The sequence below is a fragment of the bacterium genome, assembly GCA_035380285.1.
In the GTDB taxonomy this organism is placed as follows: Bacteria; Auribacterota; Erginobacteria; order Erginobacterales; family DAOSXE01; genus DAOSXE01.
In genome coordinates this window covers 1-26357 of record DAOSXE010000023.1, presented here as the reverse complement: position 1 = coordinate 26357, position 26357 = coordinate 1, and the positions used below count along the sequence as shown (strand labels likewise).

Here is a 26357-nt window from a genome sequence, read left to right as displayed (position 1 = left end):
CGCCACTCCCTCCTAGATGACGATATTTTCGAGAAGAATCGGAGGCGTAGGAATTGTCTCGTTCTCCTTTTTCCTGACTTTTTTCCGCATGGAGGGAAAAAGACCCCGGGGGGAGCCGGGTTGTCGGTAGTCAGGCGCCTCGTTTTTGGGGCAGGACGACGGTAACGGCGGTTCCCTTCCCCTTCTCGCTGGAGATTTCGATCGAACCCCCGTGGAGTTCCGTCAGTTCTTTGCTCAACGCCAGACCCAGTCCGGTTCCGGTTTTTTTTCCGCTGTAGAACGGTTCGAACACCCGCGGCAGTTCGTGCTCGTCCATGCCTACGCCGTTATCCGTGACCGTCACCACCGCTTGCCTGCTCTCATCGATCCGCCCCTCCACGCCGATCCGTCCCGTCCGGTCGGCCACGGCCTGGCAGGCGTTGATGATGATATTGGAGAACACCTCCAGGATCTGGACGTAATCGGCTTCGATCGGCCGTTTCTCCAGATTCTCCAGTTTCAACGCCCAGTGCGTCTTTTTCAGCGGGTAGCGTTCCCGGGCCGTCTTGGCGGCCTCTTGCAGGATCCGATCGAGCCTGACGGTCCGATACCGCGGGTACTTGATCCGGGTGAAGGTGAGGAGATTGGAGATGATCTGGTTGCTCTCCCGAACTTTTCGTTCGATTTTTTCTATATGCCCGGCAAGCTCCGGAGCGCGGTTTTTTTTCTCCAGGTTGGCCGCTGCCAGTCCGATCGTACCCAGGGGCGTTCGCAACTCGTGGGCGACGGTGGCGGCGAGGGTCCCGATCGAGGAGAGGCGCTTGGATTCCGCCATTTCGGTCTGAAGACGCTCCAGTTCCAGTTCGGTCTTCCTGCGCTCGGTGACGTCGACCAGGGCCAGGACGAAACCTTCCGTTTTTCCCCGTTGATTCTTAACCGGATGCAGGGACCAGTCCCAGTAGGTGGGTCTCTCTCCGGTCCCCCCCGGCAGGAAAAACTCCCGGTCGTAGGCGATATGGGGTTTTCCGGTCTTTTTTACCCGGCGGAATACGGTTTCGGTTTCTTTATGGGGATGAAGATGGAAGTAGTTTTCCCCGGCGAAAAACTTGCGGGAACGTCCTTCGGCCCGCGCGTAAGCGTCGTTGACCCGGATGAAATTGAAGCCGGGATCGAGATAGGCCAGGAGGAAATGGGTGTTGGCGAAGATCCGCTCCAGCAGGTCGGTTGCTCCCCTGAGCTCCTCGGTGCGGCGGCCGACCAGTTCTTCCAGGCGTGCGTTGATTTCCCGGTATTGTTCCTCCAAATGCTTGAGTTTGCTGATCTCCATTCCGTAGAGATTGGCGTATCCTTTCGCCTTCACCGGCGCGATCGAATAGAGAAACGTTCGATTCCGGTCCTCGCTTCGTTCCAGGTTCCTGATTTTTCCCGTGCGCAACGCCGTGCGGACACTCCGGCTCAGGTCCGGCGGGAGCCGGCCCCCGATGACGCAGTTTTGCAGTTGGCGCCGCCCGGCGGCGTTGACATAGATGATTTTTCCGGTTTCGTCGGCCCGGATTACCGGATTGGGGTTTTCCGACGGGAACCGGGAGAGGGTCTCGACTTCCTGCCGCATGCGTTTTTCCGAGGTGATGTCCCGCATGATTTTCAGCTTGGAGACGTTCCCGTCGGCATGTCTGATCGGGGTCTCCAGGACGTCGTAGGCGCGGCCTTTCTCGGCGGTTTCCCACTTGCGTCGCAGGTGTTTCCCTTTCAGTACCCGGGAAAAGCGGCACCAGGGGCAGGGACGTTTCCGGCCGTAGAGGTAGGCGTAGCATTTTCGGTTTCTGGCCGCCCCGAAGGCCCGTTTCATCGCCGGATTGACGTACTCGATTTCGTATTGAGCGTTGGTGATATAGACGAGATCGGCCATGGAATCGAGGATCCCCTTCAGCCGCTTCTCTTCTTCCCCGGCCGCCGCCTCCGCCCGTTTACGGAGGCCGATATCCCGAACGAAGACCAGATCGGCGTCTTCCCCCTCGATCTTGATCCGGCCGGCGTTGATTTCGGCGTGAAGAAGACTGCCGTCCTTGCGCCGGAGGACGGTTTCGTAAATCGACTTCACCCGCTTCCCCGCCATGCGCCGTCGGTAACGCTTCAATATCTTTTCCCGTTCCCGGGGTTGGACGTAGCGGGAGAACGGGGTTCCGATCAGTTCGGAGACGGAGTAGCCGGACATCCGGGCCAGTTTCCGGTTGGCGAAGGCCACCGTTGCCCCTCGGACGATGAGAATGCCGTCGTTGGCCCGCTCCACCACCTTGCGGTACCGTTCTTCGCTTTCCCGCAGGGCGTTTTCCGCACGCTTGGCGGCGGTGACGTCGATGCAGATGCCGGACATGCGCACGGGTTTGCCGGAGGCGTCGAAGACGGTGTCCCCGAGAGCGTTGATCCAGCGCACTTCCCCCGAGGGAAGCACGATCCGGTACTGGCTGGAGAGAGGGGTTCGCCGGGCGATGGCCCGGCGGATGCGATCTTCCGCCCGCCGGCGGTCGTCAGGATGGAGCACGCTCCTCCAGGTAGCGAAGTCGGCGCCGGTGCCGCTCGAGGCCAGGCCGAAGAGCCGAAAAAGTTCCTCCGACCATTCCAGGGTTCCGGTGGGAATATCCCAGTTCCACACCCCGGCCCCGGCCGAGGTCTGCGCCAGTTTCAGGCGGGCGACGGTGGCCCGCAGTTTTTCCTGGGCCCGTACGTATCGGGTGGTTTCGCGCAGGGAGAAGACCAGGCCGCCGACCTCGCCGCCGGAATTCTTGACCGGCGTCAGGCTCCAATCCCAGTACGTGGTCCCCCGTTCGGGCTGATCGGGGAAGACGAAGGGCTTGTTTTTGTAGAAAACGCCTTCCCCGGTGTCGCGGACCCGGCGGAAGATCGCCTCGTTCTCCTTATCGGGGTAGAGGGCGAAATGGTTTTTCCCCACCATCTCCTCCGGCCGCAACCGGCAGGTTCGAGCGTACGCCTCGTTGACCCAGGAGAAATTGAAATCGAGGTCGAGATAGACCAGCATGACGTCGGTGGTCCGCATCACGCTTTCGAGCAGGCTGCGCTGGCGTCCCAGATGATCTTCCCTGAGCTTGCGTTCGGTGATATCGGCGGCGGTGCTGCAGAGGACCTCCTTGCCCCCGTCTTCCAGTTTTTCGGTCCTGAACACGATCCAACGGGAAGAGTTTTCTCCGGGAAGGGGGTCGAGTTGGAACTCGACCGGTTCTCCCCGTCCCGCACTTAGGACGCGTTCCAGGTGGGCGTTCCACCGGCCGCGATCCCGTTTCGGCAGAAACGAGGCCAACGCTTTCCCCCGGACTTCCTCCCGCACCCGGCCCAGCAGTTCCAGTCCGTGGGAATTGCAGCGGGAGACGCGGCCCCTTCCGGTCAGGATGAAATAGCCGACGGGGGCTTTTTCGAAAAAATCCGCGTTCTGCCCCGGGACGGTTCCGGGGGCCGCGGGCCCGCGGCGCCGGTCGCGGGCCCGGTTCCCCTCGCGGGTGCGCCGCCCGGACCTCGCGGAGATTTTTCCCCGCGGCGTCGTTTCTCCCTTTTTTCTCGGTTCGCTCATCGCTTCGGACGGTTTCCCCGAGCTTGTTTCGTCCGTCCGGCCCGGTTCCGATAATCGGAGGGAGTCATGCCCGTGTTTTTTTTGAAGATCCGGATGAACGATTCCGGATTCAGGTAGCCGAGCGAGTAAGCGATGGAGGCGACGTTGTGGCCGGAATCCCGCAGCCACTCCCGGGCCTGTTCGATCTTGAGGCGGAGCTTGTACTCGTTGAAACCTTCTCCGGTCGTCTCTCTGAATACGCGGCTGACGTATTTCGGGCTCAGGCAAACCAGCCCGGCCACGTCGTCGAGGGTTACTTTTTTATGCCGGTTCCTTTTCAGAAAGAGTTTGATCCGTTCGATCTTGCCGGCCATATCCTCGGAATCGAGGTTCCTCTTCCCGCCGGCGGCGCGGCGAAGGTTTTCGATGATGAGCTTGGTTTTTTCCGCGTCCAGCGGCTTCTCCAGGTAATCGTCGGCTTCCCCCTTGAGGGCCCCGATCACGATGTTCTTGGAGCCGTAACCGGTGAGGATGACGACGTGAGGGGAGGGGGAAGACTGCTTGATCCGCTTCAGGACCTGGATGCCGTGGAGGCCGGGGAGGTTCACGTCCAGGATGACCAGGTCGATCTCGTGCGGTTTTTTCAGGATCGCCAGAGCTTCCTCGCCGTCGGCGGCCGTGATCACCCGGTATCCGCTGAAAAACTCCCGGAACTCCCCGCAGAAATCCTTGTCGTCGTCGACCAGCAGTATGTTGTAGGGCATGTCGATCGAGCTCGCTCTCGTCCCCCGCACGGGAAAATACACTTCGCCCGGGGGATTCGGTTCGGCGGACGGATTACTCGAGCTGCGTTCGGCGAAAGGGTGTTTTTCCCCCCACCGGCTCCCCGCTGAAAGTATAGGAGAGACCCGCGCCGGATAAAAGGCAAATCGAAGCGAAAGACTCCCGCCGCCCCCCGTTGGGGGGAGCAGAGAGCACGCAGTTCGGTCCAGTTGTTGCATATCGCGACATCGTCCCGGTTCACGCTCCCGGGCGCCGTCCCCGCCGGGATTCCGCTATTTATTGATCCGGAATGGCTTGAGGAGTCCCGTCTCGTTTTCGGTCGTCAATGGCACGTCTCCTGCTACTAAGAAAGCGTCAGTGCCCGCGCGCCGTACCCGGCGGAAGAAGGCGCGTTTCACGGGCCGGAGGCTTCGTAAACCGGTTTGGTACCGAACACCGCCGGCACTTCTGTCGGCGAAAAAAGGAGGTCCGATATGAAACTATGGAACTGGGGGGCGGCGGCGGCCGGTTGGGCGGCGCTGACCGTTTCGGTCCTGGCGGCGGATTCTCATCCGACCGCTTCCTCGGGGGACTTTTCCGATCAGGAAGACGCCATGCAGGCGCCCGGATACAGTTATTATCAGTGTTCGAGCACCTGCGCCGACGGCAACGAATTCGAAGCCTGGAGCGAGTGGTATGGGTTCGAGCCCCTGCCGTTTTCTCCGGCGACGGGGAAGTTCCGCTACCTCTATGTCAAATGGAAGGAGCACCACGTCGCCAACAAGGGCGTGATCTCCATGACGATCGAGTACAGCCGCGACGGAGGGAGTACGTGGCGGACGCTGGTGGCCGATACCTACACTTCGGGCCTGAGCACCTCCGCCTGGCAGGAAACGGTTACGGCGCTTCCTATCCTGATACCCTGGGGAAGTTATCCGTACGATCTCGGCAACCTGGTGGTCCGGGCCGGTTTGACCGTGGAGGAATGTTGCCCGGGGCTCATCGGTTCCTACGGCGGCGGCCTCTATATCAAGGAAATCAAGGTAACGACGTCGCGCCCTTAGCGGGAATGCTTTCTCCGGTGCCGCCCCCGGCGGCCGTCCGGGCTCAACAGGGGCGGTGCCGGGAAGGTTCCCCGGGCCGGGGCCCGGACGCGCCGCGCTCCTCCAGCCGGGCGATCGCGCTCAGGGTGTCCCGGCAGAGAATGTCGGCCATGTCGCGGCTGAAGTGTTCGCGGCAGACCACCCGCATGACCGCCAGATCCTGGGCGTCGGGGGGAAGGGTGTAGGCCGAGACCACCCAGCCGCGCTCGCGCAGTTTCTCCGAAAGATCGAAGACCGTGTAGCCTTTCGTGCCCTCCCGCAGCCGCAGGGCGACGATCGGCAGCAGGGAGCCGCGGTTGATCATCTCGAATTTTCCCGACTTTTCCAGGCGGCCGGCCAGGTAGCGGGCGTTTTCCAGGCAGTTGCCCATGATTTCGGCGTACCCCTCCCGTCCCAGGCGCAGGAAGTTGTAGTATTGGGCGATGATCGGGAAACTTCCCCGGGAAAAATTGAGCGTGTAGGTAGGCATCCAGCCTCCGAGATAGTTGACTTTGAAGATCAGTTCTTCGGGAAAATCGGATTCGTCCCTCCAGATCACCCAGCCCAGCCCCGGATAGACCAGCCCGAACTTGTGCCCCGAGACGTTGATCGACTTGACCTGCTCCAGACGGAAATCCCAGCGCAGATCGGGGCGCGTGAAGGGTACCGTGAAGCCGCCGCTGGCCCCGTCGATGTGGATGGGTATGTCCCATCCCCGCTCCCGTTTGATCCTGACCAGGAGCCGGTCGAGCCCCTGGAAGTCGTCCGCTTCCCCGGTGCAGGTGGTCCCCAGGATCCCCCCCACGCAGGTGGTGTTTTCGTCGATCAGGGGCTCGACCTGTTCCGCGGTGATGAAGAAGCGGTCCTTGGTCAGGGGGACTACCCGCATCTCCACGTCGAAGTAGCGGGCGAATTTTTCCCAGCAGATATGGGCGTCCGCGCCGAAGACGATGTTCGGGCGGTCCGCCGGTCCGCCTTCCCGTTGCCTCTTCAGCCGCCAGGTCCACTTGTGGGAGAGGAGGGCGAGCATGATCGCTTCCGAGGATCCGACCGTCGCCGTTCCCACCGAGGCGCAATCCGGCGGCGAGTTGAAAAGCCGGGCGAGCATGTTGACCAGCCGGTGGTGGATGACCTCGGTCTGGGGGTATTCGTCGTGGTCGATGAAGTTGACGTTGAGGTTTTCCGAGATCAGACGCTCGGCCTCCGGTTCCATCCAGGTGGTGACGAAGCTGGCCAGGTTCAGGCCGGGCCGGGCGTTGAGCTTGAGCTCGTCGTGGATGATCTGGTAGGCGGCGTTGGCGGGCATGGTTTTTTCCGGCAGTTCGAACTTGGGCACTTCCTCCTTGAAGTACCGGAGGCTGTAGGTGCTGGCGTGCCCCTTGCGGGAATCCCTGACCTGGTCCAAATCGACTTTCTTGGAGAGCATGGCCGTCCTCTCGGGCTCGGGGTTGACGGCGACCGACCGCCGCCGCGGAAATCCTGCGCGTCCTCCGGTTGCCTAGTCCGTCCGCTCCTCCCCGGCCGGGTAGACGAACCCGCCCGCCAGGAAGTCGGTTTCGAGATCGACGGCGTCGGGGTCGATTTCGAGAAAACGCGCCGAGTTCGAGACCAACCGGCCGTACAGTTCGGGGCGCCGGTCCCGCAGGTAATAGTATTTCGGGGCCGGGTGGGTCATTCCGTAGCGGGAGGGAACGCAGTCCGCCACCAGCAGGGTGTCCTGCTCGCTCTCGGCCGCGACGACGACGTCTCCGTGCGGTCCGCAGACGATGGAATTGCCCCGGTAATGCCACTCGTCCTCGCCGCGGCGCTCGTACCCGCAGCGGTTGGCGTAGGCGAAGAAGAGGTTGTTGAAATAAGCTTGGGCCGGGAGCAGGAGCCGGGCGATGTCGGGGTAGGGGACCGTGCTCCGGCGGCCGTCGGGAAGGCGGTAATAGCGGTCGGCGGCGGTGGGGCCCACGATCAGCTTCGCCCCCCGCAGGGCCAGTATCCGGGCCGGTTCGGGGAACTCGCATTCGTAGCAGTTGAGGACCCCGAAGGGGAATCCGAAGACCGCGTGGACCGGGAACTCGCTGTTTCCCGGGCTCCAGTTGTCGCGTTCCTGTTGGCCGTAAAGATGGGTTTTGCGGTAGCTGTCGAGCAGCTCGCCGTTTTCGTCGATGACCGCCACGCTGTCGTAGTAACGGAACCCGCCGCCGGGGGATTGCGCTTTTTCGGCGTAGGGAAGAACGAGGGCCATGCCGTTTCTTCCGGCCGCCTCCCGCGCCCGGGCGAGGCTCGGGCCGTCCTGAAGCTCGGCCGCCGTTCTCGCTTCCTCCGGGCCGAGGGCGTAACCGGGAACGAAGAGCTCGGGAAAGGCCAGGAGCTGAACCCCGAAGTTCTTAGCGGTCGCGATCGCCTTGTCCATCCGGGCCAGGTTTTTTTCTTTGGCTCCCGGGCCGCAGTCGGCCTGGACCTGGTAGACGCCGAGACGGATCCCCGCTCCCCGGGGAGGGGGGGCCGCGTAGACCGCAGCCCGTACTTTCAACCGGCGGTACCCGTCGGTGACCGCCGGACGGTATTCGGGAGTTCCGTCGGAGTACCTTCCCCGGATTTGGGACCCCTCGCCGCTTCCCGGATGGCCTGAAGACCGCGTCACTTCCCGCTCCTTTGCTTGCCCGATTGCCGCTGTAGCCCGGTTACGATTGTACCGTCATCGCGGGGATCGGGCAAGGGTCCCACCGTCGCCGCAAGAGGCACGGTCGGAAGGTCAGCGGGTGGCGGGGACGTCGCCCGGGGCCCCGAAATAGGCCCGGGTCAGGGATCGAGCCGCCCAGAGGCCGGAGTTGTCGCGAAAAATTCCGATGTCGTCGGCGCCGTCGCCGTCGAAATCGGCGGGAACCGGCCGGTCCGAGGAGGCCCCGAAGTAGACCCGGGTAACCCCTCGCACCCCCCAGTACGCGGAGCGGGGGCGGAAGATGGCGGCTTTTGAAGTCCCGTCGCCGCCGTAGTTTCCCGGGAGCGGCACATCGTCGGAGTTCCCGAAGAAGAAACGGGTCGAGCCCCGGACCGCCCAGAGTCCGCGGGGAGGCCGGAAAACGGCGGGTTCCGTGGTTCCGTCTCCGTCGTAGTCTCCGGGGACGGCAAGGTCGAAGTCGGAGCCGAAGTAAATCCGGCTGAGGTTTTTCAACAACCAGCGGCCTCGGGACGGGCTGAAGAGGGCGGCCGTGGAGGTCGAGTCGCCGCTGTAATCTCCGGGCACGGGCAGGTCGCTGGAGGTCCCGAAGTAAAACCGGGTGATGCCCCGTGCCGCCCACAGGCCGGTCGTTCCTCGGTAGACGGCGACCTCCGCTGTTCCGTCCCCGTCGTAGTCGCCGGAGACGGGGGAGTCCAGGGGGCCCCCGAAATACAGGTTGGTGACTCCGCGCACCGCCCAGAGTCCGGTGGTCGGCCGGAAGACGGCGATATCGGCTCGACCGTCGCCGTCGTAATCTCCGCTCGCCGTCGCGGCCGAAGGCCCGGTGGCGTAAAGGTCCAGAGCCGGGTCCCCCAGCAGGTTGAAATCGTAGAGGTTCATCAGCCATTGATAGTTGAGCAGGGCTTCGGAGAGAGCCTGCTTGGCGAAGTAGAGCGCTTCCCCCGCCGTTTCCCCCGCGACGACTCGGCGCAGGTACTCGTACCCGATCCCCGATGCGGTGGGGCTCCCGTCGAAGTTGCCGTAGGAATCCCGGTAACTGTCGCCCCAGGACGATCGGGTCGCTCCCACCGCGGCCGCGGCTCCTCGCCGCAGCAGCGCGTACTGGAGGTTACCGGCGGACTCCGGGTATCCGGTCTCGCAGGAATCCTGAAAAGTGAACGCTCCCCGCCGGTTGTAGAGAGCGGGGCAGGAGGCGCTGTCGAAAAGGACTCCGTCCCAGCAGGCGTCGTAGCCGACCATGGCCGTGTCGCTGCTGCCGTGGCCGGCCCAGCAGACGATCCCTGGTGGATCGGCCGCCCAGCGGTCGCGGACTCCCGTCCCTCCCCTCAGTTCCGCTTCGCTGGCGTACGCCGAGTCCGCCCCGCAGGGCCCGGACCCCTGCTGGTACATCCGGAACGAGGTGAAGGCCGCCGGAGCCAGGTAGAAATCCCGCATCTGTTCGCCCAGCGCCGCCTGATCGTATCCGGCGCTGAGAAAGCTCATGGGCAGAAGCGCCTTTCGGCGCCAGGCTATGTCGGATTCGCTTTCGTACTCGATCAGCTTTTCCAGGACCGCGTCCAGATCGGCATAGGAGCCGTTGTATACGGGGATCCTCCCCACCAGGACCTCGGGGACTATGTCCACCCCCCCGGTTTGGGTGTCGTCGTAATATTCCCCGAAGTAACCGTTGCCGTTCAGATCCCAATTCCCGGTCAGGTCGGCGTAATAATAGTCGGTCGGGGCCGCGTCCCAGCCGTATTCGGGGTTTCTCACCCAGGGCCAGCACAGTTTCATGGCCACCTCTCCCTGAACGCTCTCGTTCCAGTCGGGGTAGGGGTCCCCAACCAGGAGAACGTAGTTGATGCCGAGGCCGAGGTAATTGTCCTGGAGCCACTTCCTGATCTTCTCCGGGTTGTGGTTAGGCGCCTGGCCGACTTTCGTTCCCCACTGATCCTCCGTGATTACCAGCACCCGATGCCCGCGCCGGCGCTTGTGGGCCGCGAATGATGCCAGCTTGGCGCTTCCGTTGCGGACCGCGTTGCTGGTGATGATGACGTAGTCGTAGGTGCCCGCCGTCGCCTTTCCCGTGACGGGGCGCCCATAGAAGGCCCGGGCCGGGGAGAAGTTATCGAAAATCTCCGGGGCGATGTCGTCCAGGACCGAGTCTTGGAGGAGCCGGGAGTCCGGGCCGAGGGGGCGGCGGCGGTAGACGATCCGGACCTGGATTTCTTCGGTGAGCACGAGAGATCGGTCGGCGCGGCGATAGCGCAGGGGAGTAAACAGAAACCGTGTTCCCAGCCATTTCCGCATCCGCATCGCCGGCAGCAGCCGGACCGGTTCCGGGGGAAAGAGGGGCGCCGCCGGTTCCGCTCCAGGCCGGCCCGTGGCGGCGCGCCCCTCCCCGGGCTGCGCCGGATCGTGGCGGCCCATGGGTACGATGGGGGGGGCGAGCGCGAGACGGTAGGGCCCGGGCAGGGATCGGGTTCGGGAGGAGACGACTTCCGCCCGGAGCCCGTCCGGGGATGCCTCCGGGGGCAGGAGGAGGGAATATATCCTAAACGGCAAAAGCGGTTCGCCCGGGTCTCCCCGGAGGCGGAACCCCCGCATCCTCACGGTCCGGGTGCCGTCCGGGTTCTGGTCGAACTCGAACTCGCCGGCTTTCAGGGTGACGACGAGGCTTCCCTCCCTCCCGGCGCCCGGGGCGTTGCCCCGCCCCGGGAGTTGCTGGTCCCAGCCTCCGAGCGGGGCGGCCAGCAGAAGCACCACGCCGACCCCGAAACCGAACCGGGTTGCGTTCACGGAACTTCCTTGGCGTTGTCAGCGCCTTACGGGGAGCCCGTGCCTACCCCTCTTATGAAAATTATTATCTTAGCGCCGGGGCTGGTCAAGGAGCTCCCGCCGGTTTTCTTTTTCGTCGCCGTTGGGCCCTACCGGGATAGCCGTTCGTAGATGCCGGATCCCCGGCTACCTGCCGCCGCGGACGGCGCGGACGTATCCGTTCTCGGTCTTGTCGTGCTGGAGCAGGTAGCCGCCGTGGAAGACCACCCCCCAGGCATTGTACGTGTAAATTTGAGGAGTGCTCCCCGTCCAGTAGCCGTCCGTCCTGGTGTGGGGGAAAAAAACGGGGTCGATGGCGGGGCTGTAGCGCCCGATGTCGATCAGCGACTCCAGTTCCCTCCGGTTGGGCAGGCGCCAGTCGGAATATCCGGCGAAGGTCAAATCTTGCGCCCAGTCGATCGCCGAGTTCCAGGGAGTTTCGTTGCCGTATCCGCAGCCTTTCCCGTATCCGTCCGCGGCCCACATCAGGCCGGTGACCAGGTCGACGGTGACGATTTCGCCGTTGCCGGCCGGGTCCAGGGTCTGGTAACTGAAGCGCGCCCCTTTCCGGTAGTAACCGTCGTCTCCGGTCCGGAAGCTCTCCGTCTGGCCGGTCCATAGCAGGGTTTCTTCTCCCCCGGAGGTTCCGGCGGTTCCGGGCGAAACCGGAGTGTCGCCGGTCTTCCCGAAGTAGAGACGGGTGACGCCCCGAGCCGCCCAGAGGCCGGAGCTTCCCCGGAAGATTCCGGGTTCGTCGGTCCCGTCGCCGTTGTAGTCCCCCGGGCGGGCGTCGTCGCCGGTTCCGAAGTAGAGCCGGGTCAGCCCCCGCGCCGCCCACAGCCCGCTGGAACTTCGGAAGATCGCCGTCCGGTCGGTTCCGCTACCGTCATAGTCGCCGGGCACGGGCCGGTCGTCGGAGTTCCCGAAGAAAACCCGGGTCACGCCCCTGATTCCCCACATCCCCGAACTCTCCCGGAAAACGGCGACGTCCTCGGTCCCGTCTCCGTCGAAATCTGCCGCCGCCGCCGTGCCTCCCGCCGCCGCCATAACCGCGGCCGCCGCTATGACACATCTCATCGTAAGCTCCTTATGCCGAGGATCGTCGCTGTCTTCGCGCCGACCCTTTCCCCCTCCGGCTGCTCCGGGCCTCCGCGCCCTATCCGGTGAGTTCTCGTTAGGTGATTTTCTTCATCAGGCGGATGTTGGCCTCGCGCAGGCGCTGCGACATCCTTCCCACTACTTCCAGGGCGACGGCGCTGGGTTCTTCGCGCAGAACGTACTGGAAAACCTTGGCGGGAACCAGGGCGATAACCGAATCCTCCGCCGCCCTGGCCCCGGCGCTGCGGGGCGCCTCGTCCAGGACCCCCATTTCTCCGAAGAATTCCCCCGGCCCCATCCGGGAGAGGGTCTCCACCCGGTCCGGCGCCGGCGTCTTGAATATCTCCACGGTCCCCTCCAGAACCAGGCAGAGGGAATCGGCGGGGTCTTCCTCCCGGAAGAGAACTTTCCCGGCGGGGAGGTCGACGACCTGGGCTTCCGAGACCAGGCGCGTCCGGCCCTTGGGACTGAACCGGGAGATGAAGGGATGTTGAGCAATGTCCATCTCGGTTCCTCCGATTGACGGCTGTATGCCTGATACTTTATCTCACGCCGCGCGTGAAACCGGAATCTTTAATGTTTTCCGGCCGCGAGCCGGCGACACTCAGAGTTTGCCTTCGGACCCGCCGCCGCCGGGGAAGGTCAGCTCGAGCCGTTCCCCGATGCGAGCCGTGAGAAGTTATTCGGTTTGCGAAATGCGTTTCCTCGTCCCATAATTGGCGGGTCAACCGGAACCGAAGGAAAGGTATGCGCGGCACGACAGTTACGTTGGTTGCGGCGGCGATCCTCCTGGCCCTGGCGCCGGCGTCGCCGGGGGCCGAACCGCGGGAGTGGAGCGTCGAGATCACCCCCTATATATGGTTGTTGGGACTGTCGGGAGACGCCACCGTCAACGGCTACAAGGTCGATTTCGACAGGTCGACCAGCGATTTCCTCGCCGCCGCCAAACTCGCCGGTTCGGTGCTCGGCATCGTCGAGTACGACGACTTTCTTTTCTGGACCCAGGTGGACTACTACTCGCTGCGCACCGACAAGATGAAGGTGGAGGACCAGCCCCGGGGCGGGACCTTCAATATCGACATGATCCTGGGCGAGGCGGCCCTGGGGTACCGGATCGAGGGGTGGGCCAAGCAGCAGACGTTCGATCTCCTCCTGGGAGTGAGAACCCTGCATCTGAAGAACGAACTGGAATTGACCGGAGGGGGCAGCGCCACCCGGAAAAGCGACGTGATCGATCCCATCTTCGTCGTCCGGCCCTGCATTACCCTCTTCCCCAAGACCCTCCCCGGCCTGGTGCTCAATCCGACCCTGGCCATCGGCGGCGGCGGAGACTCGGACCTGATTTACGAGCTGTACTTTCAGATCCAGTACGAGATCACCGATTACCTGGCCGCCCGAGCCGGTTACCGGACGGTCGGCTACCGGTTCAGCGGCGGCCGCAACGACAGCGCCCTGGACGCCCAGCTCCGGGGCATCATGTTCGGCCTGGGCGTGCTTTTCTAAATCCTCGACTCCCGGGGATTGTCCACGGATTTCACAGATAGAGGAGCTGGAGGGGATGCTGTCTCCTAGCCTCTTTGTCTTCTGAACCCCGAACCCGTTTCTGTACCTGATTGCTCTGACGGGGGAAGAATCGGGAAAGGGGGTAAGAGAGGGTTCAGGGTTCGGGGTTCAGGGGCTGAAAATGCCCTATGCTCCATGCTCTCTGCTTCCCTCCCCCGAATATTTGATCTCACAAAGGAGGTTTACTCCGCCTCGGTGCCGCCCTCCTTCTTTCCTCGGTTTGACCGCTTTGTTATTTGCCATGCTTTTTCATGGCCGCATTGACCGATCGATTGCCGATTTTCACGTTGGCCACGGCCCTTCCATAAATATCCCTGGCCTTGGTATCGATGGTCACCGTTTCTCCCTGAATCAAGTTTGATAGGGTTTGTTTGGCCGCTTGATATCCCGGTTGTCGCTTTTCCGGCGTATCGACGTTCGCCAGCCGCACCGGATTCTTACGGCCGGCCGTCATGAAGGTATCGCCGTCTATCACCCTGGTAACGCGTTCTTTTCGAGGCATGGTTGCCCTCCCGGTTACGGTTTTCTGTTTCTTCACCGATAATATATCCGAAAAATCCCCCAAAATCAAGCTTGACATAAGCTATAAATGCTATAGCATTATAACATCAGAAATTGAGGGGACCGCCATGGACGATAAAGAAATACCGGAGATTTTAAAGCAGTTGAGAAGCAAGCTCGATCTGAGCCAGGAAGAACTTGCCGCCCGACTGGGCGTGGCTTTTTCCACCCTGAACCGTTGGGAAAACGGCCGCAGTATTCCTCGCGGCCAGGCCCAAAAAGCGATTTCCGACCTGATATCCGAGGTGGGTTTCGGCGGCGAGTCCGGCGCCCTCAACGGCCGCAAGCGGCGACGGATGTCGAAGGACGACGTTCTCACGACCAAGGCCATGGAACAGATGCTTTGGACGGCTGCCTGTTCGATCAGGGGAGAGAAGGATGCTCCCAAGTTCAAGGATTACATTCTTCCCCTGGTTTTCGTAAAACGTCTTTCCGATGTTTTTGAAGACGAGCTCGATCGCCTCGCCGAATCCTACGGCGATCGGGAGACCGCGCTCTCCATCGTGGAGGCCGATAAAAGCTTGGTTCGTTTTTATATTCCTCCCGAAGCTCGTTGGTCCGTGGTCAGCGGCCGCGAGCAGTTCGCTTGGTCTAAGGCGCGAAAACCGAAATCCCTCGGCGAGCAGCTCACGACCACAATGCGCGCCATTGTCAAAGCCAACGCCGGGGATCGGAACAAGGATCTCGGCGGCGTCATCGACGTGGTCGATTTCAACGAAACCCGAAACGGCGAAAGAGAGATCAGCGATACCGCCTTGGCCGGCATCATCGAGGCGCTCTCCGATCCCCGCTATCGTTTGGGTCTATACGACGTCGAACCGGATTTCCTGGGCAGGTGCTATGAGTACCTTCTCCGAAAATTCGCGGAAGGGCAGGGACAGAGCGCCGGAGAGTTCTTCACGCCCACGGAAGTGGGGTGGCTTATGGCCTATATGCTTCGCCCGGCCCAGGGGGAAGAGGTTTATGACTATGCATGCGGGTCGGCGGGGTTGTTGATCAAGTGCGAGCTGGCCCTCATGGAGCGCGATTTGAAGGTCGGTCGCCCCCTTAAGTTATACGGGCAGGAACTTATGGGGGCGAGCTATGCCATCGCCAGGATGAATATGGTCATTCACGATATGGACGGCGAGATCGTCCGGGGCAACTCCATGACCAACCCCAAATTTCGCTCCGGCGACGGACGGTTGCGGACCTTCGATATCGTGGTCAGCAATCCCATGTGGAACCAGCCGTTCGATTCTTTCACCTATGCAAAGGACGACTTCGGGCGTTTTGAGGAGCATGGCGGGATTACGTCCGGGAAGGCCGACTGGGCTTGGTTGCAGCATACGTTGACGTCCCTCAAGGCCGCCGGCCGGGCGGCCGTGGTCTTGGATACCGGCGCCGTAACCCGGGGCAGCGGGAGCCGCAACGAGGACAGGGAAAAGAAAATTCGAAAATGGTTCGTCGACCATGACCTGATCGAAGGCGTCGTTTTGCTGCCCGACAACCTTTTCTACAACACTTCCGCGGCCGGAATCGTCGTCCTGCTCAACCGCAACAAGTTGCCCCAACGACGGGGCAAAATCGTGCTGATAAACGCCGGACGGGAGTTCAAGAAGGGGAGTCCCAAGAATTACATTCCTGACGAAAGTATCGGGAAGATCGTCCAAGCTTTCATCGCGGGGCGCTCGGTCGAGCGTTTCGTCGAAGTCGTCACCAACGATCAAGCCGCCGAAAACGACTACAACCTTTCTCCTTCCCGCTACGTGGATACGAGCGAACGGGAAGAATACCGGCCGATACCGGAGATCCTGGAAGAACTGTGGGGCGCGCAAGGCTTGGAAGAGCAAGCCAAGAAAGTCGATGCCGACTTGAAGGAGATCTTTGCGCAAATGGGGTTCGATCGAAAATGAAAGCGGGCTCCGCTCGAACAAGGAGTTTTTTGGCCGTTGACGCCGTATCCGGGTATGATATATTAAATATGGATCATCCCCATGTCGGTCCCCGGACTTGGATTCGGGGCCACATGGTCCCCCGCGGGTTCCGGCCCGCGGGTTTCTTTTTGGTCGCGAACTTCGGGAGGCCGGGATGAGCTTCCCGGAACCTCAGCGTGCCGCCTTCTTCGTCGACGGCTTCAATCTCTATCATTCGCTTTGTAGCGCGGCGGAAGTGCTCGGCGACGTTTCCGTCAAATGGTTGGATCTGGGCGGTCTCTTCACGGATCACCTCGACCTCGTGGGAGCCGCCGCCCGTTTATCCGTCATCCGTTACTACACGGCGTATGCCGAACATCTCGGAAAGATAGCGCCGGGCAAGGTAAGTCGTCACAGGGCGTATGTGCGCGCCTTGACGGCCTTGGGCGTCAAGGTGGAACTGAGCAACTTTAAACGCAAGGATGCTTGGGATACTTATTCGGGACAACAATTCGTCACTCACGAGGAAAAAGAGACGGATGTTGCCATCGCCTGCGCTGTCATCGAAGGCGCGGCGCGCAATGAGTTCGATGTGGCCGTAGTGGTCAGCGGCGATACCGACCTCCGGCCGCTTGTTTGCGCGTTTCAGCGGCTTTATTCGGGGAAGCGGTTGATCTTTGCGTTTCCGTTCGATCGCAAGAACCGCGAACTCGTTCGCATTGCCCCCGGTTCGTTCACATTGAGCGCCGAATCGTATGCCCGGCATCAACTGCCCGGACGTGTCCGCCTGCCCAGCGGCAAACACGTTTATTGTCCGGAGGAATGGGTGAGGGAAACAAGGACTACATAGATGCAGACGATACCGGTATCGCCAACTCTGGCTGAACTTGCCGCGTCGCGGCAGGGAACGAGCTTGTTTTTTTGGCATTTCGAAGAAAACGTTTTTCAAGGAAAGCAACCGTGATCGAATTCCCTCCACAATGGCAAACAACTACGATCAGGGAGTCTTTCAGCATCAAGCAGGGCAAAGCCCTGTCGCGACGAAAACAGAGGGGGAATATACGCCGTCCTTTTCTCCGAACGGCGAACGTTCTTTGGGGTAGATTGAATCTTGATGATTTAGACGAGATGGATTTTAGCGCTGAAGAAGTTGCCGCGTTGGCTCTGGAAACAGAGGATCTTCTTGTTTGCGAGGGCGGTGACATTGGTCGCACCGCGATATGGCGAGGCGAAAGGAACGATTGTCTTTATCAGAACCATCTCCACCGCCTGCGTCGGATAAGAGACGATGTTCACCCGCTGTTCGTTATGTATTGGCTATGGGCCGGGATGACCCAGCTTAATGTGTATGAAGGGGCCGGTAATAAAACGACCATTCCCAATCTATCGCGGTCGCGCTTGGGCGAATTCGAAATTCCTCTTCCCCCCCTTGTCGAACAAAAAAAAATCGCGGCAGTGTTGCTGAAGCTCCAACGGGCGATCGAATTGCAGGACAAAATCATCCAGGCGCTTCGCGATCTCAAGAAGTCCACCATGCAACACGTATTTACGCATGGTTTGCGCGGCGAAAAGACCAAGATGACCGAAATCGGCGAGATCCCCGAGAGTTGGAATGTGGTGTTGTTTGCGCAAATTTTAGAGGGCTCTCTTTATGGCTTGTCCGTTCGTGGACAGAAAAAAGGGACATATCCCATCCTAAGAATGAATTGCCAAGTCGATGGGAGAGTAGAACTTACTAATTTACAATATGTAGATCTAAACGCGGCCACTTTTAGCAAATATCGTCTTGAGGACGGAGATTTATTATTCAATCGAACAAATAGCCACGATCTAGTTGGCCGGACAGCTATTTTTCACGTTGATCGAAAAGTGGTATTTGCATCTTATCTGATTCGCCTTCGTCTGGATACTGCTGTCGTATCTCCTGATTTCATAAACTACTACCTAAATATGAGTAAGGTTCAGAATCGAGTTCGGGCCCTGGCATCGAAAGGGGTGAGCCAATCGAATATTAGTGCCAGTAAGCTTAACAACTTCAAGGTGCTGCTCCCAGACAGGATAGGAGAGCAGGAAGATGTAGTTGGGGCTCTAGCATCTCTTGATCGAAGGTTGCAAGCTAACGAGTACAAAAAATCTAACCTTCAGTCTTTATTCAAGACGTTACTCAATAAGCTGATGATTGGGAATATTCGCGTTGGCGATCTGGATATAGATGTGAAAGATGTTGGGATTCAGTAAGCGGCCGAGGGGGGAAACAGCTTAGGGAAAATAGAACATGCCATCACTTGGTGGAGAAAGCGAAAAGTACGGCAACCGCTTCGAGGGGAAGTGGACCGTTTTCTGCCTTGCCCAACTCCTGGCGGAAGAATCAAACGCGATACGATTGGAGCCGCCTGGGGTTGAAGGCGAGGGGTGTGAATTTGTAGTCACGACAGGTCCAACCAAACAATACCATCAAGTCAAGCGGCAACACGCGGAACTAGGCGAATGGAGCATTCCCAAACTCCGGCGAAACGGGGTCCTCTCGACAGCGCTCAAAAAGACCCTTTCTCCGAACGCGGAGTTCGTCTTTGTTTCCACCGTGAGCGCCAATATGTTGTCCGAGCTGACTGATGCGGCGCGGAAGGCGGAAACGGTGGATGAATTTCTTTCGAACTCTTTAACCGGCCACAAACGAAAAGCTTGGGAGCAGTTGTTGCGGGTATGGGGGCCATTGATAGAAGAAATAGCCTTGAGAAACGGAACTGTTTCCTCCGAAGAAAAGACAGAAGCCATTATCAGCTTTGCTTATCAAAGTTTGTGCAGAACACATATTATCCCATGCTCAGAGGACTTGCTCACGGAAATGGTTAACACCAAACTGCGTACACTTGTTCGAGGTGACCCGGATACCATACGCGAGAGACTTGCAGCCTATGCTTCCGAAAATGTGCCCAAAACCATTTTTGCTGATGAATTATGGGGTTGGATGAGCAGTCGAGGATATAGACGGGTTGATTACGCTAACGATATGGTGGTATTGGCTTCAATCGAGGAGTTGAACAAGCGCTACGAGCGAATGTTCGAGCCTATAAACGATGACATCTCTATTGCCCGAACGGAGGCGGACACGATCTTGGGGATTCTGCAAAGCCGGGAAGAAAAGAACTCCGTCCTTGTTTCGGGTGTAGCGGGTATCGGGAAAACCGTCATATTAGGACAAGCCATCCGACGAATACGAGAACTTGGAATACCTCATCTCTATTTTCCTGTGGATCGCTTAGATCCAACCGAGTTGCCACAGAATGTCGGAGCTCAACTCGGCCTTCCCGGTTCTCCCGTTGAAGTTCTGGCGAACGTGGCCGGAAATCGGACGAGCGTCTTGATAATCGATCAACTTGACGCGGTAAGTTGGGCTTCCGGCCGAAGCCCTGAGTTCTTCGGGTGCATACATGAGATTATTCGCCAGGCTAAGGCGTTTCCTGTTATGCGGCTCCTGATGGCCTGCCGTCAGTTCGATTTATCCAAAGACAACCGGCTCAGAGAGCTTGTATCCGAAACCGGTCCCGCCCAGGAGGTGAAAGCCGAACTCTTTCCGATAGAGACCGTGAAGTCGGCGCTCGGAAAATTGGGATACAAAAGTCCTGATTTCTCGGAGCGTCAACTTGAACTTTGGCGTCTGCCTCTGCATCTTTCTCTCCTTGCGGAAATATCCCGGGATGGACCGCTGCCTTTGTTGAGGTTCGGGAACGCCATCGATCTGTTTGCCGCTTACTGGGAAAAAAAACGCCTGGCCGTGGCGCTGCGAATGGAAGACCGACCCGATCAATGGATGCAAGTTATTGATCGCCTCTGCGACCGGATGACCACCCGGCAAGCGTTATTTGTTCCTGAGGAGGTGGTACTCGATGACTTCGCGCAAACGGTCCGCGCCATGGAATCGGAACACGTTCTTGTGCTCGATGGTCGGCAGATAGGTTTTTTTCACGAGGAATTTTTCGATTACGTCTTTGCTCGACTTTTTGTTTCAGAGGGTCGTGATCTGATCGAGTATCTGAAAGGCGGAGGACAGCACTTGTTCAAGCGGGCACCGTTGAGGCAAATCCTCCTGTATGAATATGGTATTGATTACGCTGCATTTATAGAAAATCTACGGAAGGTTCTGACTGATGCAGGTATCCGTTTGCATCTGAAAAAAAGCGCTCTGGATGTCGTCGGAAGGCTGGATAAAGCGAGTAAAGACCTTTGGGAGTTGCTTAAAGATATAATCGAGAATGAAAACGCGTCCCTGGCGAAAGGGGCATTGACGTCCTTTGTAAATTGTAGATCTCTCTTCCCGTTCATCCATGAAAGCGGTGTTTTGACGGGCTGGTTGGCATCGGACGATCCTTCCATAACGGAATATGCATTGCGGATTATTCAAGTGAACTTAAGGGCCAATCCCGTTGAGTGTATCGATTATCTCCGGCCTTACATTGGGGAATCGGCGGAGTGGAATCGTCGGATCCTGTTCACAATCTGGTCACACATCAAATCGACTCGCTTGGCCTTTGAGTTACTTATCGCAATGGCCGATAAAGGGCTGGTAGAGGAGGAAGGGGCGGCGAGTTTTTGGCCTTTCCTTGAAGAGCTGCCGAGAACAAATCCCCAATGGGCTACCGAAGCGATTAATTCTTATTTAGCAAGGGTGACCGAGGACATCGACTTTAAAAATATACCGATGCGGTTCATGCCGGGAAGAAGTACCGGTGGAATCAGGTTTCTCCTTGATACCGCGAAAGCCGCCCCGCTGGCCTTTCTGAAAGTTGCGATCCCGTTTTTTCTCAGGGTTGTTACGGAAACGGCAGATAAAAGAGCGCGGGAACTGTATTCCGATTCCGTCTGGCACATCCGGATGTTTCGTGAAGATCAATCCGAGATGGAGTCCGCGTTCTTGAAGGCACTGGAGATCTCGCTCTGCCAACTTGCTCGCACTAGCCGACCTGAGTTCGAACGGCTATTTGAGCGACTTCGTAGTTATGGTGACTACGATAGCGTGAATTATTTGCTCGTCCGGGCACTGACTGTTGCCCCATCCGATTCTGCCGATCTGACCGTCGAATATGTACTGGAAAACCTTCAGAGACTTGAAGCGGGATGGATAGGAATTAGAAATTCTCAATACTGGGCCGCCCGAGAATTGATCGAGCATTGCAGCAAAACCTGTAGTGAGAAGAGTTACTCTCGTCTGCAGGAAGCCATGTTGCAGCATTATCCGCTCTGGGAAAAGAGCAGGGACGGACATCGCTATAACGGGTATTGGCAATTCATCATGCTGGATGCCCTCGACCGCGAACGGAGAAGTGAGGCTGTTGAGATAAGGATTCGTGAGCTTCAGAGAAAATTCCAGCCAAAGGTACTGAAACCGCTTACCTTGCCTCAAGGCGGTATCGTCGAGTCCCCCATCGACGAAACTTTGGTTCGGAAGATGTCGGATGAGCAGTGGCTTCGCGCCATGAATATCTATGACAAGAAGGATGGCAGTTCGCAACGGTCCTCGCGTTCTTTTTTAGCGGGAGGCGCCCGGGAACTGGCTGCCGAACTGGAAAAGGAAACCAACCATAATCCCGAGAGATTTGCCCGTCTCGTATTACGGATGCCGGTGGGTCTCCAACCGTGTTATTTCCAAGCCATACTGAGAGGACTCGGGGGCGCACCGATCGATAAAGACCTGGTATTCGATGTGGTTCGAACAGTTTTCGGCTTAGAGGGTAAACCTGGCGGACACTGGTTACTTGGTCCCATCGAATCCTTAAGCGGTGAAGACATCCCCGAAGATATACTGAAAATAGTGGGATGGTTGGCAACAGAGGCGGACGATCCTCGGCTCAGCGAAGTAGTAATAACAGCGGTCAAAGGGTCAGAGCCAACTTCCCCCAGCGAGATCCTTAATGCGGCTATAAATAGTACAAGAGGGTCAGCGGCCGTAGGGATGGGGTCCCTGCTTTTCGATTGCTCGAATCGTGTACCGTTCTTTTTGCCGTATATCCGCCGGATGGTTTGTGACCCAACCGTGATCGTCCGCTCCGCAGTGGCTAACACGCTATTAGGTCTTTTCCGGCACGACGAAGAGCGCGCCGTCGAGTTATTTCTTCAGCTCGTGGAGATCGATGTAGACGAGTTATTCGCAACGCCTTACGTGGATAAATTTTTATATTACGCCAGCTATAGACATTTTACTCGTCTGATGCCTGTAATACGCCGCATGCTTGATTCTCGTAGTGGATTCGTCAGGGAAGCCGGTGCGCGACAAGCATGCTTGGCCCAGTTTGACAATCCGGAAGCCCTCGACTTAGTCGTGGAATGCATCTCGGGTGACGATGATAAACGCACCGGCGCGGCAAAGGTGGCCGCGGCCAACGTATCGAACGAGAAATGCCGCGATTTTTCCCATTCCGCACTTGTTCGCTTCTTCGATGACCCTATAAAAGAAGTGCGTGCTGAAGCAGCTTCCTTTTTTCAAAAGGTCGAAGGGCGTCAACTCGAAGCATGTCGCAGGCTGATTCGTGCTTTTTTAGCGAGCCGAGCGTTTAGTGAGAACATGGAAGTTCTGATACGGTCTTTGGAACGATCGACCGCAAATATTCCCGAAGAACTGTTGGCGGCATGTGAAGCTATCGTCACCGAGTTGGATCGTTGTGGGTGGAACATGAGATACCGCACGTTGGCACATGCCGGCACAATTTGTGAGCTTGTGCTTCGGGCCTACCGACAAAGCCGAGATGATGGGTATCGAACGCGTTGCCTCGACCTGATTGATAGATTGGTTGGTCTCGAGGTATATGGTATCGAGGAAGAACTGCGGGAGTTCGAAAGATAGTATGGCGCAAATCGGTTCGGAGAAAAAAACCGTTCAGGGACCGTTGGTTCGCTACGCGCGGCAGGCGGGGTGGACGTATGTGCCGCCCACGGCGGCGGTGGCGATGCGGAAGGGCGAGGGCGGTTTGCTCTTCGGGAGGGTCCTGGAAGAAAAGCTGATCGAGCTGAATTCGGGGTGGCTTACTGCCGATAAAGCCGTGGAGGCGATCGGGAGAATCGAGGCGGTCCCGAACACCATCGAGGGCAACGCCGAGATTCTGGCGTGGCTGCGCGGGGAACAAAGCCGCTACGACGAGAAAGAGAAGCGCGAGCGCAACGTAACCGTCATCGATTTCAACGATCCCGATCGAAACGTCTTTCAGGTGACCGACGAGTGGCAATACACGAACGGCCTGGAAACGAACCGCGCGGATGTCATGTTCCTGATCAACGGCATCCCCGTGGCCGTCGTGGAGACCAAGAGTGCGACTAGGGCCAAAGGTATCGAAGAAGGGTTGGTCCAGATCCGAGAATACCATCGCGAGACCCCGGAGATGCTGACCGCGCCTCAGGTCTTCAACCTCACGCACCTGATCGACTTCTACTACGGCGCCACCTGGAACCTCGACCGGAAAAACCTCTTCAATTGGCGAGACGAGGAACCGGGCGATTACGAGAAGAAGGTGAAGGCTTTCTTCGACCGCCGGCGCTTTCTGACCATGCTGAAGGAATGGATCCTGTTTTTCTATAAAGAGGACGAACTGCAAAAAACGGTGCTGCGGCAGCATCAGACGCGCGCGGTGGACCGTATCCTGGCGCGCTGCGCCGACGCCTCGCGCACGACGGGCCTGATCTGGCATACGCAGGGTTCGGGCAAGACCTTTACGTTGCTGACCGCCGCCCGGCTTATTCTTCAGGACAACGAGACTTTCGGCAAGGCTACGGTTGTTTTGATCATCGATCGCAACGAGTTGGAAGGTCAGCTCTCCGAATGGGTGGAGCGGATTCTCGGAGAAGAAACCGCGCACGGTATTTCCATCGCGTACGCGACCAGCAAAGAAAAGCTGCGCGAATTGTTGGCGGCCGACTTTCGGGGTTTGATCGTTTCCATGATCCACAAATTCGACGGCATCCCCCCCGACCTCAACCCGCGCGAAAATATCTTTGTCCTGATCGATGAAGCGCACCGGTCCACCGGCGGCGACCTGGGCAACTACTTGCTGGGGGCCTTGCCGAAAGCGACCTTGATCGGTTTCACGGGGACCCCCATCGACAAAACGGCCTACGGGCAAGGCACCTTCAAGGTATTCGGGAAGGAAGACGAACGGGGCTATCTCGATAAATATTCGATCGCCGAGTCCATCGCCGACGGCACGACGGTGCCGCTCAAGTACACCTTGGCTCCGAGCGAAATCCGCGTTCCGCGCGAGCAGTTGGAACGGGAATTCATGGCGCTTGCCCAAGCGGAGGGAGTGAGCGATATCGACGAACTCAACAAGATTCTCGATCGTTCCACGCGTCTTAAGACGTTTCTGAAAGCGGACGACCGGGTCGAGAAAGTGGCGGCGTTCGTCGCCGAACATTTCACGAACAACGTGGAACCCTTGGGTTACAAAGCGTTTCTCGTGGCCGTCGACCGCGAAGCCTGCGCGCTGTATAAAGAAGCGTTGGACAAAGTTCTGCCTCCGGAATACTCCTTGCCGATTTACACCCCGGCCCAGCACGACTCCGAACGGTATCCTCTCGTCTACCGGCATCAGGTTACGCCGGAAGCCGAGAAGAAAGCCCGGAAGCTTTTCCCCAAACCGCACACGCTGCCGAAAATATTCATCGTTACCGATAAGCTGTTGACCGGGTTCGACGCGCCCATTCTGTACTGCATGTACCTGGACAAGCCCATGCGCGACCATGTCTTGCTTCAGGCGATAGCCCGGGTGAACCGTCCGTACGAACGCGATCCGGAACGGCGTAAACCGTGCGGATTGGTGGTCGATTTCGTGGGTATCTTCGAGAAGCTGGAACAGGCGCTTGCCTTCGATTCCGAGGTCGTCAGCGGGGTTATCGAGGACCTCGACTTGCTGTTCGAGAAGTTCAAGGAACTCATGGACGGTCCCGCCCGGGAATACACTCGGCTTTGCCGTGGGCCGATCGACGATAAGGCGATCGAAAGGGCGATCGAGGTTTTTTCGGACCGGGAAGAGCGGGAAGCGTTCTATAAATTCTATCGACGGATCGAGATGCTCTACGAAATTCTGTCGCCGTCGCCCGGCCTGCGGATTTTCATAGACGATTTCGGGCGTCTCTCCGTGCTGTATCGAATCGTCCGAAACGCTTTCCGGAAAGGAACGATACTCTACAACGATGTTGCCGATAAAACCTCGCGGTTGATTCGGGAAAGGGCTGAAATTTACGGGCCCAAGGAAACGCTTCCCGTCGTCGAAATCGACGAAAAAACGCTGGATGCCATTAAAAAAAGCAACGGGTCGGAGAAAGCCAAGATCATAAATCTGGTTAACGGTATCAGGGAAAAGGTGCTTGAAGACGGCGAGAGCAATCCGTATCTGAAGCCTATCGGGGATCGCGCGGAAGCGATTATGGATGCTTACGACAGGCGGCAGGACACCACGGAAACCGCGCTGAGGAAGATCGAGGAGTTGATTCGTGAAATCGTCGAGGCCCAAAAATTGCAGGAAAAGATGGGATGCGACGAGACGACTTTCTCGTTCTTTTGGACCTTGAAAGAAGAAGATATCGACCGGCCGGAGAGAGCCGCGGTTGTCCTGGGCGCGATTTTCGACCGATTCCCCCACCACCGCGACAATGCGGCCGAACTCAGGCAGTTGAAAGCCGAGCTCTACCGGGTTCTGCTTCCCTTGGTCGGCAAGGAGCGCATGATCTCGATCGCGGAAAAGTTATTGCGCGCGTGGGGAAAATGAGCAGGCCGCGGAAAGCCCGGGACAAGGAGAATTTTAAGGAAGATGTTCGCGCATGGGCGGCACGACTCAAGGTCGAGCCCGCCCGGATTCGGGTGCAGAAAATGCGCCATAAATGGGCGTCGTGTTCTCCAGGGAAGTGGATAAGTTTCAGCGAAGACCTTTTAGCCGAACCCGGCGGCTTTCGGCGGTATGCCATCGTCCACGAGTTGCTTCATCTCCGCGTTCCCAATCACGGCCGGTTGTTCAAAAGCTTGATGTCCGTCTACGTTCCGGATTGGGAAAACTGGGAAACTAGGGCGTCAAGGGATTTATAGAAGGCGGTACCTTCTTCATCTCATGATCGATCAAGAAGTCGGTATTTGGTAGGGAGCCCGCTATTGCATTTTCCGAACCCTTGATCTCGCATGTGGACGAGGCTTTTAATCTCCCCTCATCTGTGAAAACTGTCTCCCTGAACCCCGAACCCTGAACCCTGAACCCTGAACCCTCTCTTTCCCCCTTCCCCAATAAGAGTTAATCAGAGTAATCAGGTGCAAAAATCTTCCGGGGCTGAGGCGGGGGCCCGAACCCCGAACCCTCCCCCTCAGGGGTTGGTGACGGGCAGGTCGGTCGAAGTCCCGTAGTAGGCGGAAC

General features: G+C 58.7%; 16 protein-coding genes. 8 read left to right on the top strand and 8 right to left on the bottom strand.

The annotated features are described in order from the left end of the window. Positions 1 to 130: 130 nt before the first annotated feature. Together PLZ73_09400 and PLZ73_09395 are read right to left on the bottom strand one after the other, a co-directional pair. Positions 131 to 3562, bottom strand: a complete 3432-nt coding sequence (locus PLZ73_09400; GenBank protein ID HOO78089.1) for a PAS domain S-box protein — start codon at positions 3560 to 3562, stop codon at positions 131 to 133. Then, a complete protein-coding gene (locus PLZ73_09395; protein HOO78088.1) occupies positions 3559 to 4305 on the bottom strand; it encodes a response regulator in 747 nt (248 codons plus the stop codon). The genes PLZ73_09400 and PLZ73_09395 overlap by 4 nt, the downstream gene beginning before the upstream one ends. Positions 4306 to 4797: 492 nt before the next feature. On the opposite strand from PLZ73_09395, the gene PLZ73_09390 reads away from it, so the two are divergent. Further along, a complete protein-coding gene (locus PLZ73_09390; protein HOO78087.1) occupies positions 4798 to 5367 on the top strand; it encodes a hypothetical protein in 570 nt (189 codons plus the stop codon). A 43-nt stretch (positions 5368 to 5410) separates the two neighbouring features. Here the strand turns inward: PLZ73_09390 and PLZ73_09385 are convergent, their stop codons facing one another. The 5 genes from PLZ73_09385 to PLZ73_09365 form a co-directional block, all read right to left on the bottom strand. Beyond that, positions 5411 to 6811 (bottom strand): glutamate decarboxylase, encoded by a 1401-nt coding sequence (locus PLZ73_09385; protein HOO78086.1) that lies wholly within the window; start codon positions 6809 to 6811, stop codon positions 5411 to 5413. A gap of 72 nt (positions 6812 to 6883) precedes the next feature. Beyond that, the gene (locus PLZ73_09380; GenBank protein ID HOO78085.1) at positions 6884 to 8020 is read right to left on the bottom strand and encodes a carbon-nitrogen hydrolase family protein; all 1137 of its coding nucleotides are present in this window, start codon (positions 8018 to 8020) and stop codon (positions 6884 to 6886) included. Between the two features lie 111 nt (positions 8021 to 8131). Next, positions 8132 to 10837: a C25 family cysteine peptidase gene (locus PLZ73_09375; GenBank protein ID HOO78084.1), complete on the bottom strand. Its 2706-nt coding sequence runs from the start codon at positions 10835 to 10837 to the stop codon at positions 8132 to 8134. Between the two features lie 165 nt (positions 10838 to 11002). Continuing rightward, positions 11003 to 11932 carry a DUF1566 domain-containing protein gene (locus tag PLZ73_09370; GenBank protein HOO78083.1) on the bottom strand — a complete coding sequence of 310 codons (930 nt, stop codon included), beginning with the start codon at positions 11930 to 11932 and terminating at the stop codon, positions 11003 to 11005. Between the two features lie 97 nt (positions 11933 to 12029). Further along, complete coding sequence (locus tag PLZ73_09365) at positions 12030 to 12458, bottom strand: cyclic nucleotide-binding domain-containing protein (protein ID HOO78082.1); 429 nt, start codon at positions 12456 to 12458, stop codon at positions 12030 to 12032. 242 nt (positions 12459 to 12700) lie between these two features. On the opposite strand from PLZ73_09365, the gene PLZ73_09360 reads away from it, so the two are divergent. Then, complete coding sequence (locus PLZ73_09360; protein ID HOO78081.1) at positions 12701 to 13456, top strand: hypothetical protein; 756 nt, start codon at positions 12701 to 12703, stop codon at positions 13454 to 13456. 292 nt (positions 13457 to 13748) lie between these two features. On the opposite strand, the gene PLZ73_09355 is transcribed toward PLZ73_09360, so the two are convergent. Then, positions 13749 to 14054 (bottom strand): thermonuclease family protein, encoded by a 306-nt coding sequence (locus tag PLZ73_09355; GenBank protein ID HOO78080.1) that lies wholly within the window; start codon positions 14052 to 14054, stop codon positions 13749 to 13751. A 91-nt stretch (positions 14055 to 14145) separates the two neighbouring features. Here PLZ73_09355 and PLZ73_09350 point away from each other — a divergent pair, with 91 nt between their 5' ends. The 6 genes from PLZ73_09350 to PLZ73_09325 all read left to right on the top strand — a co-directional run bounded on the left by PLZ73_09350 (position 14146) and on the right by PLZ73_09325 (position 26038). Then, positions 14146 to 15972: an N-6 DNA methylase gene (locus PLZ73_09350; GenBank protein HOO78079.1), complete on the top strand. Its 1827-nt coding sequence runs from the start codon at positions 14146 to 14148 to the stop codon at positions 15970 to 15972. Positions 15973 to 16147: 175 nt separating this feature from the next. Further along, positions 16148 to 16822, top strand: a complete 675-nt coding sequence (locus tag PLZ73_09345; protein ID HOO78078.1) for an NYN domain-containing protein — start codon at positions 16148 to 16150, stop codon at positions 16820 to 16822. 110 nt (positions 16823 to 16932) lie between these two features. Then, on the top strand, positions 16933 to 18210 hold the full coding sequence (locus PLZ73_09340) for a restriction endonuclease subunit S (GenBank protein HOO78077.1): 1278 nt from the start codon (positions 16933 to 16935) through the stop codon (positions 18208 to 18210). Positions 18211 to 18247: 37 nt separating this feature from the next. Beyond that, positions 18248 to 22810 carry a hypothetical protein gene (locus tag PLZ73_09335; protein HOO78076.1) on the top strand — a complete coding sequence of 1521 codons (4563 nt, stop codon included), beginning with the start codon at positions 18248 to 18250 and terminating at the stop codon, positions 22808 to 22810. A gap of 1 nt (position 22811) precedes the next feature. After that, complete coding sequence (locus tag PLZ73_09330) at positions 22812 to 25724, top strand: HsdR family type I site-specific deoxyribonuclease (GenBank protein HOO78075.1); 2913 nt, start codon at positions 22812 to 22814, stop codon at positions 25722 to 25724. After that, positions 25721 to 26038, top strand: coding sequence for a M48 family metallopeptidase (locus PLZ73_09325; protein HOO78074.1), 318 nt, complete (start codon positions 25721 to 25723; stop codon positions 26036 to 26038). Before PLZ73_09330 ends, PLZ73_09325 begins: the two co-directional genes overlap by 4 nt. Positions 26039 to 26357 lie beyond the last annotated feature (319 nt).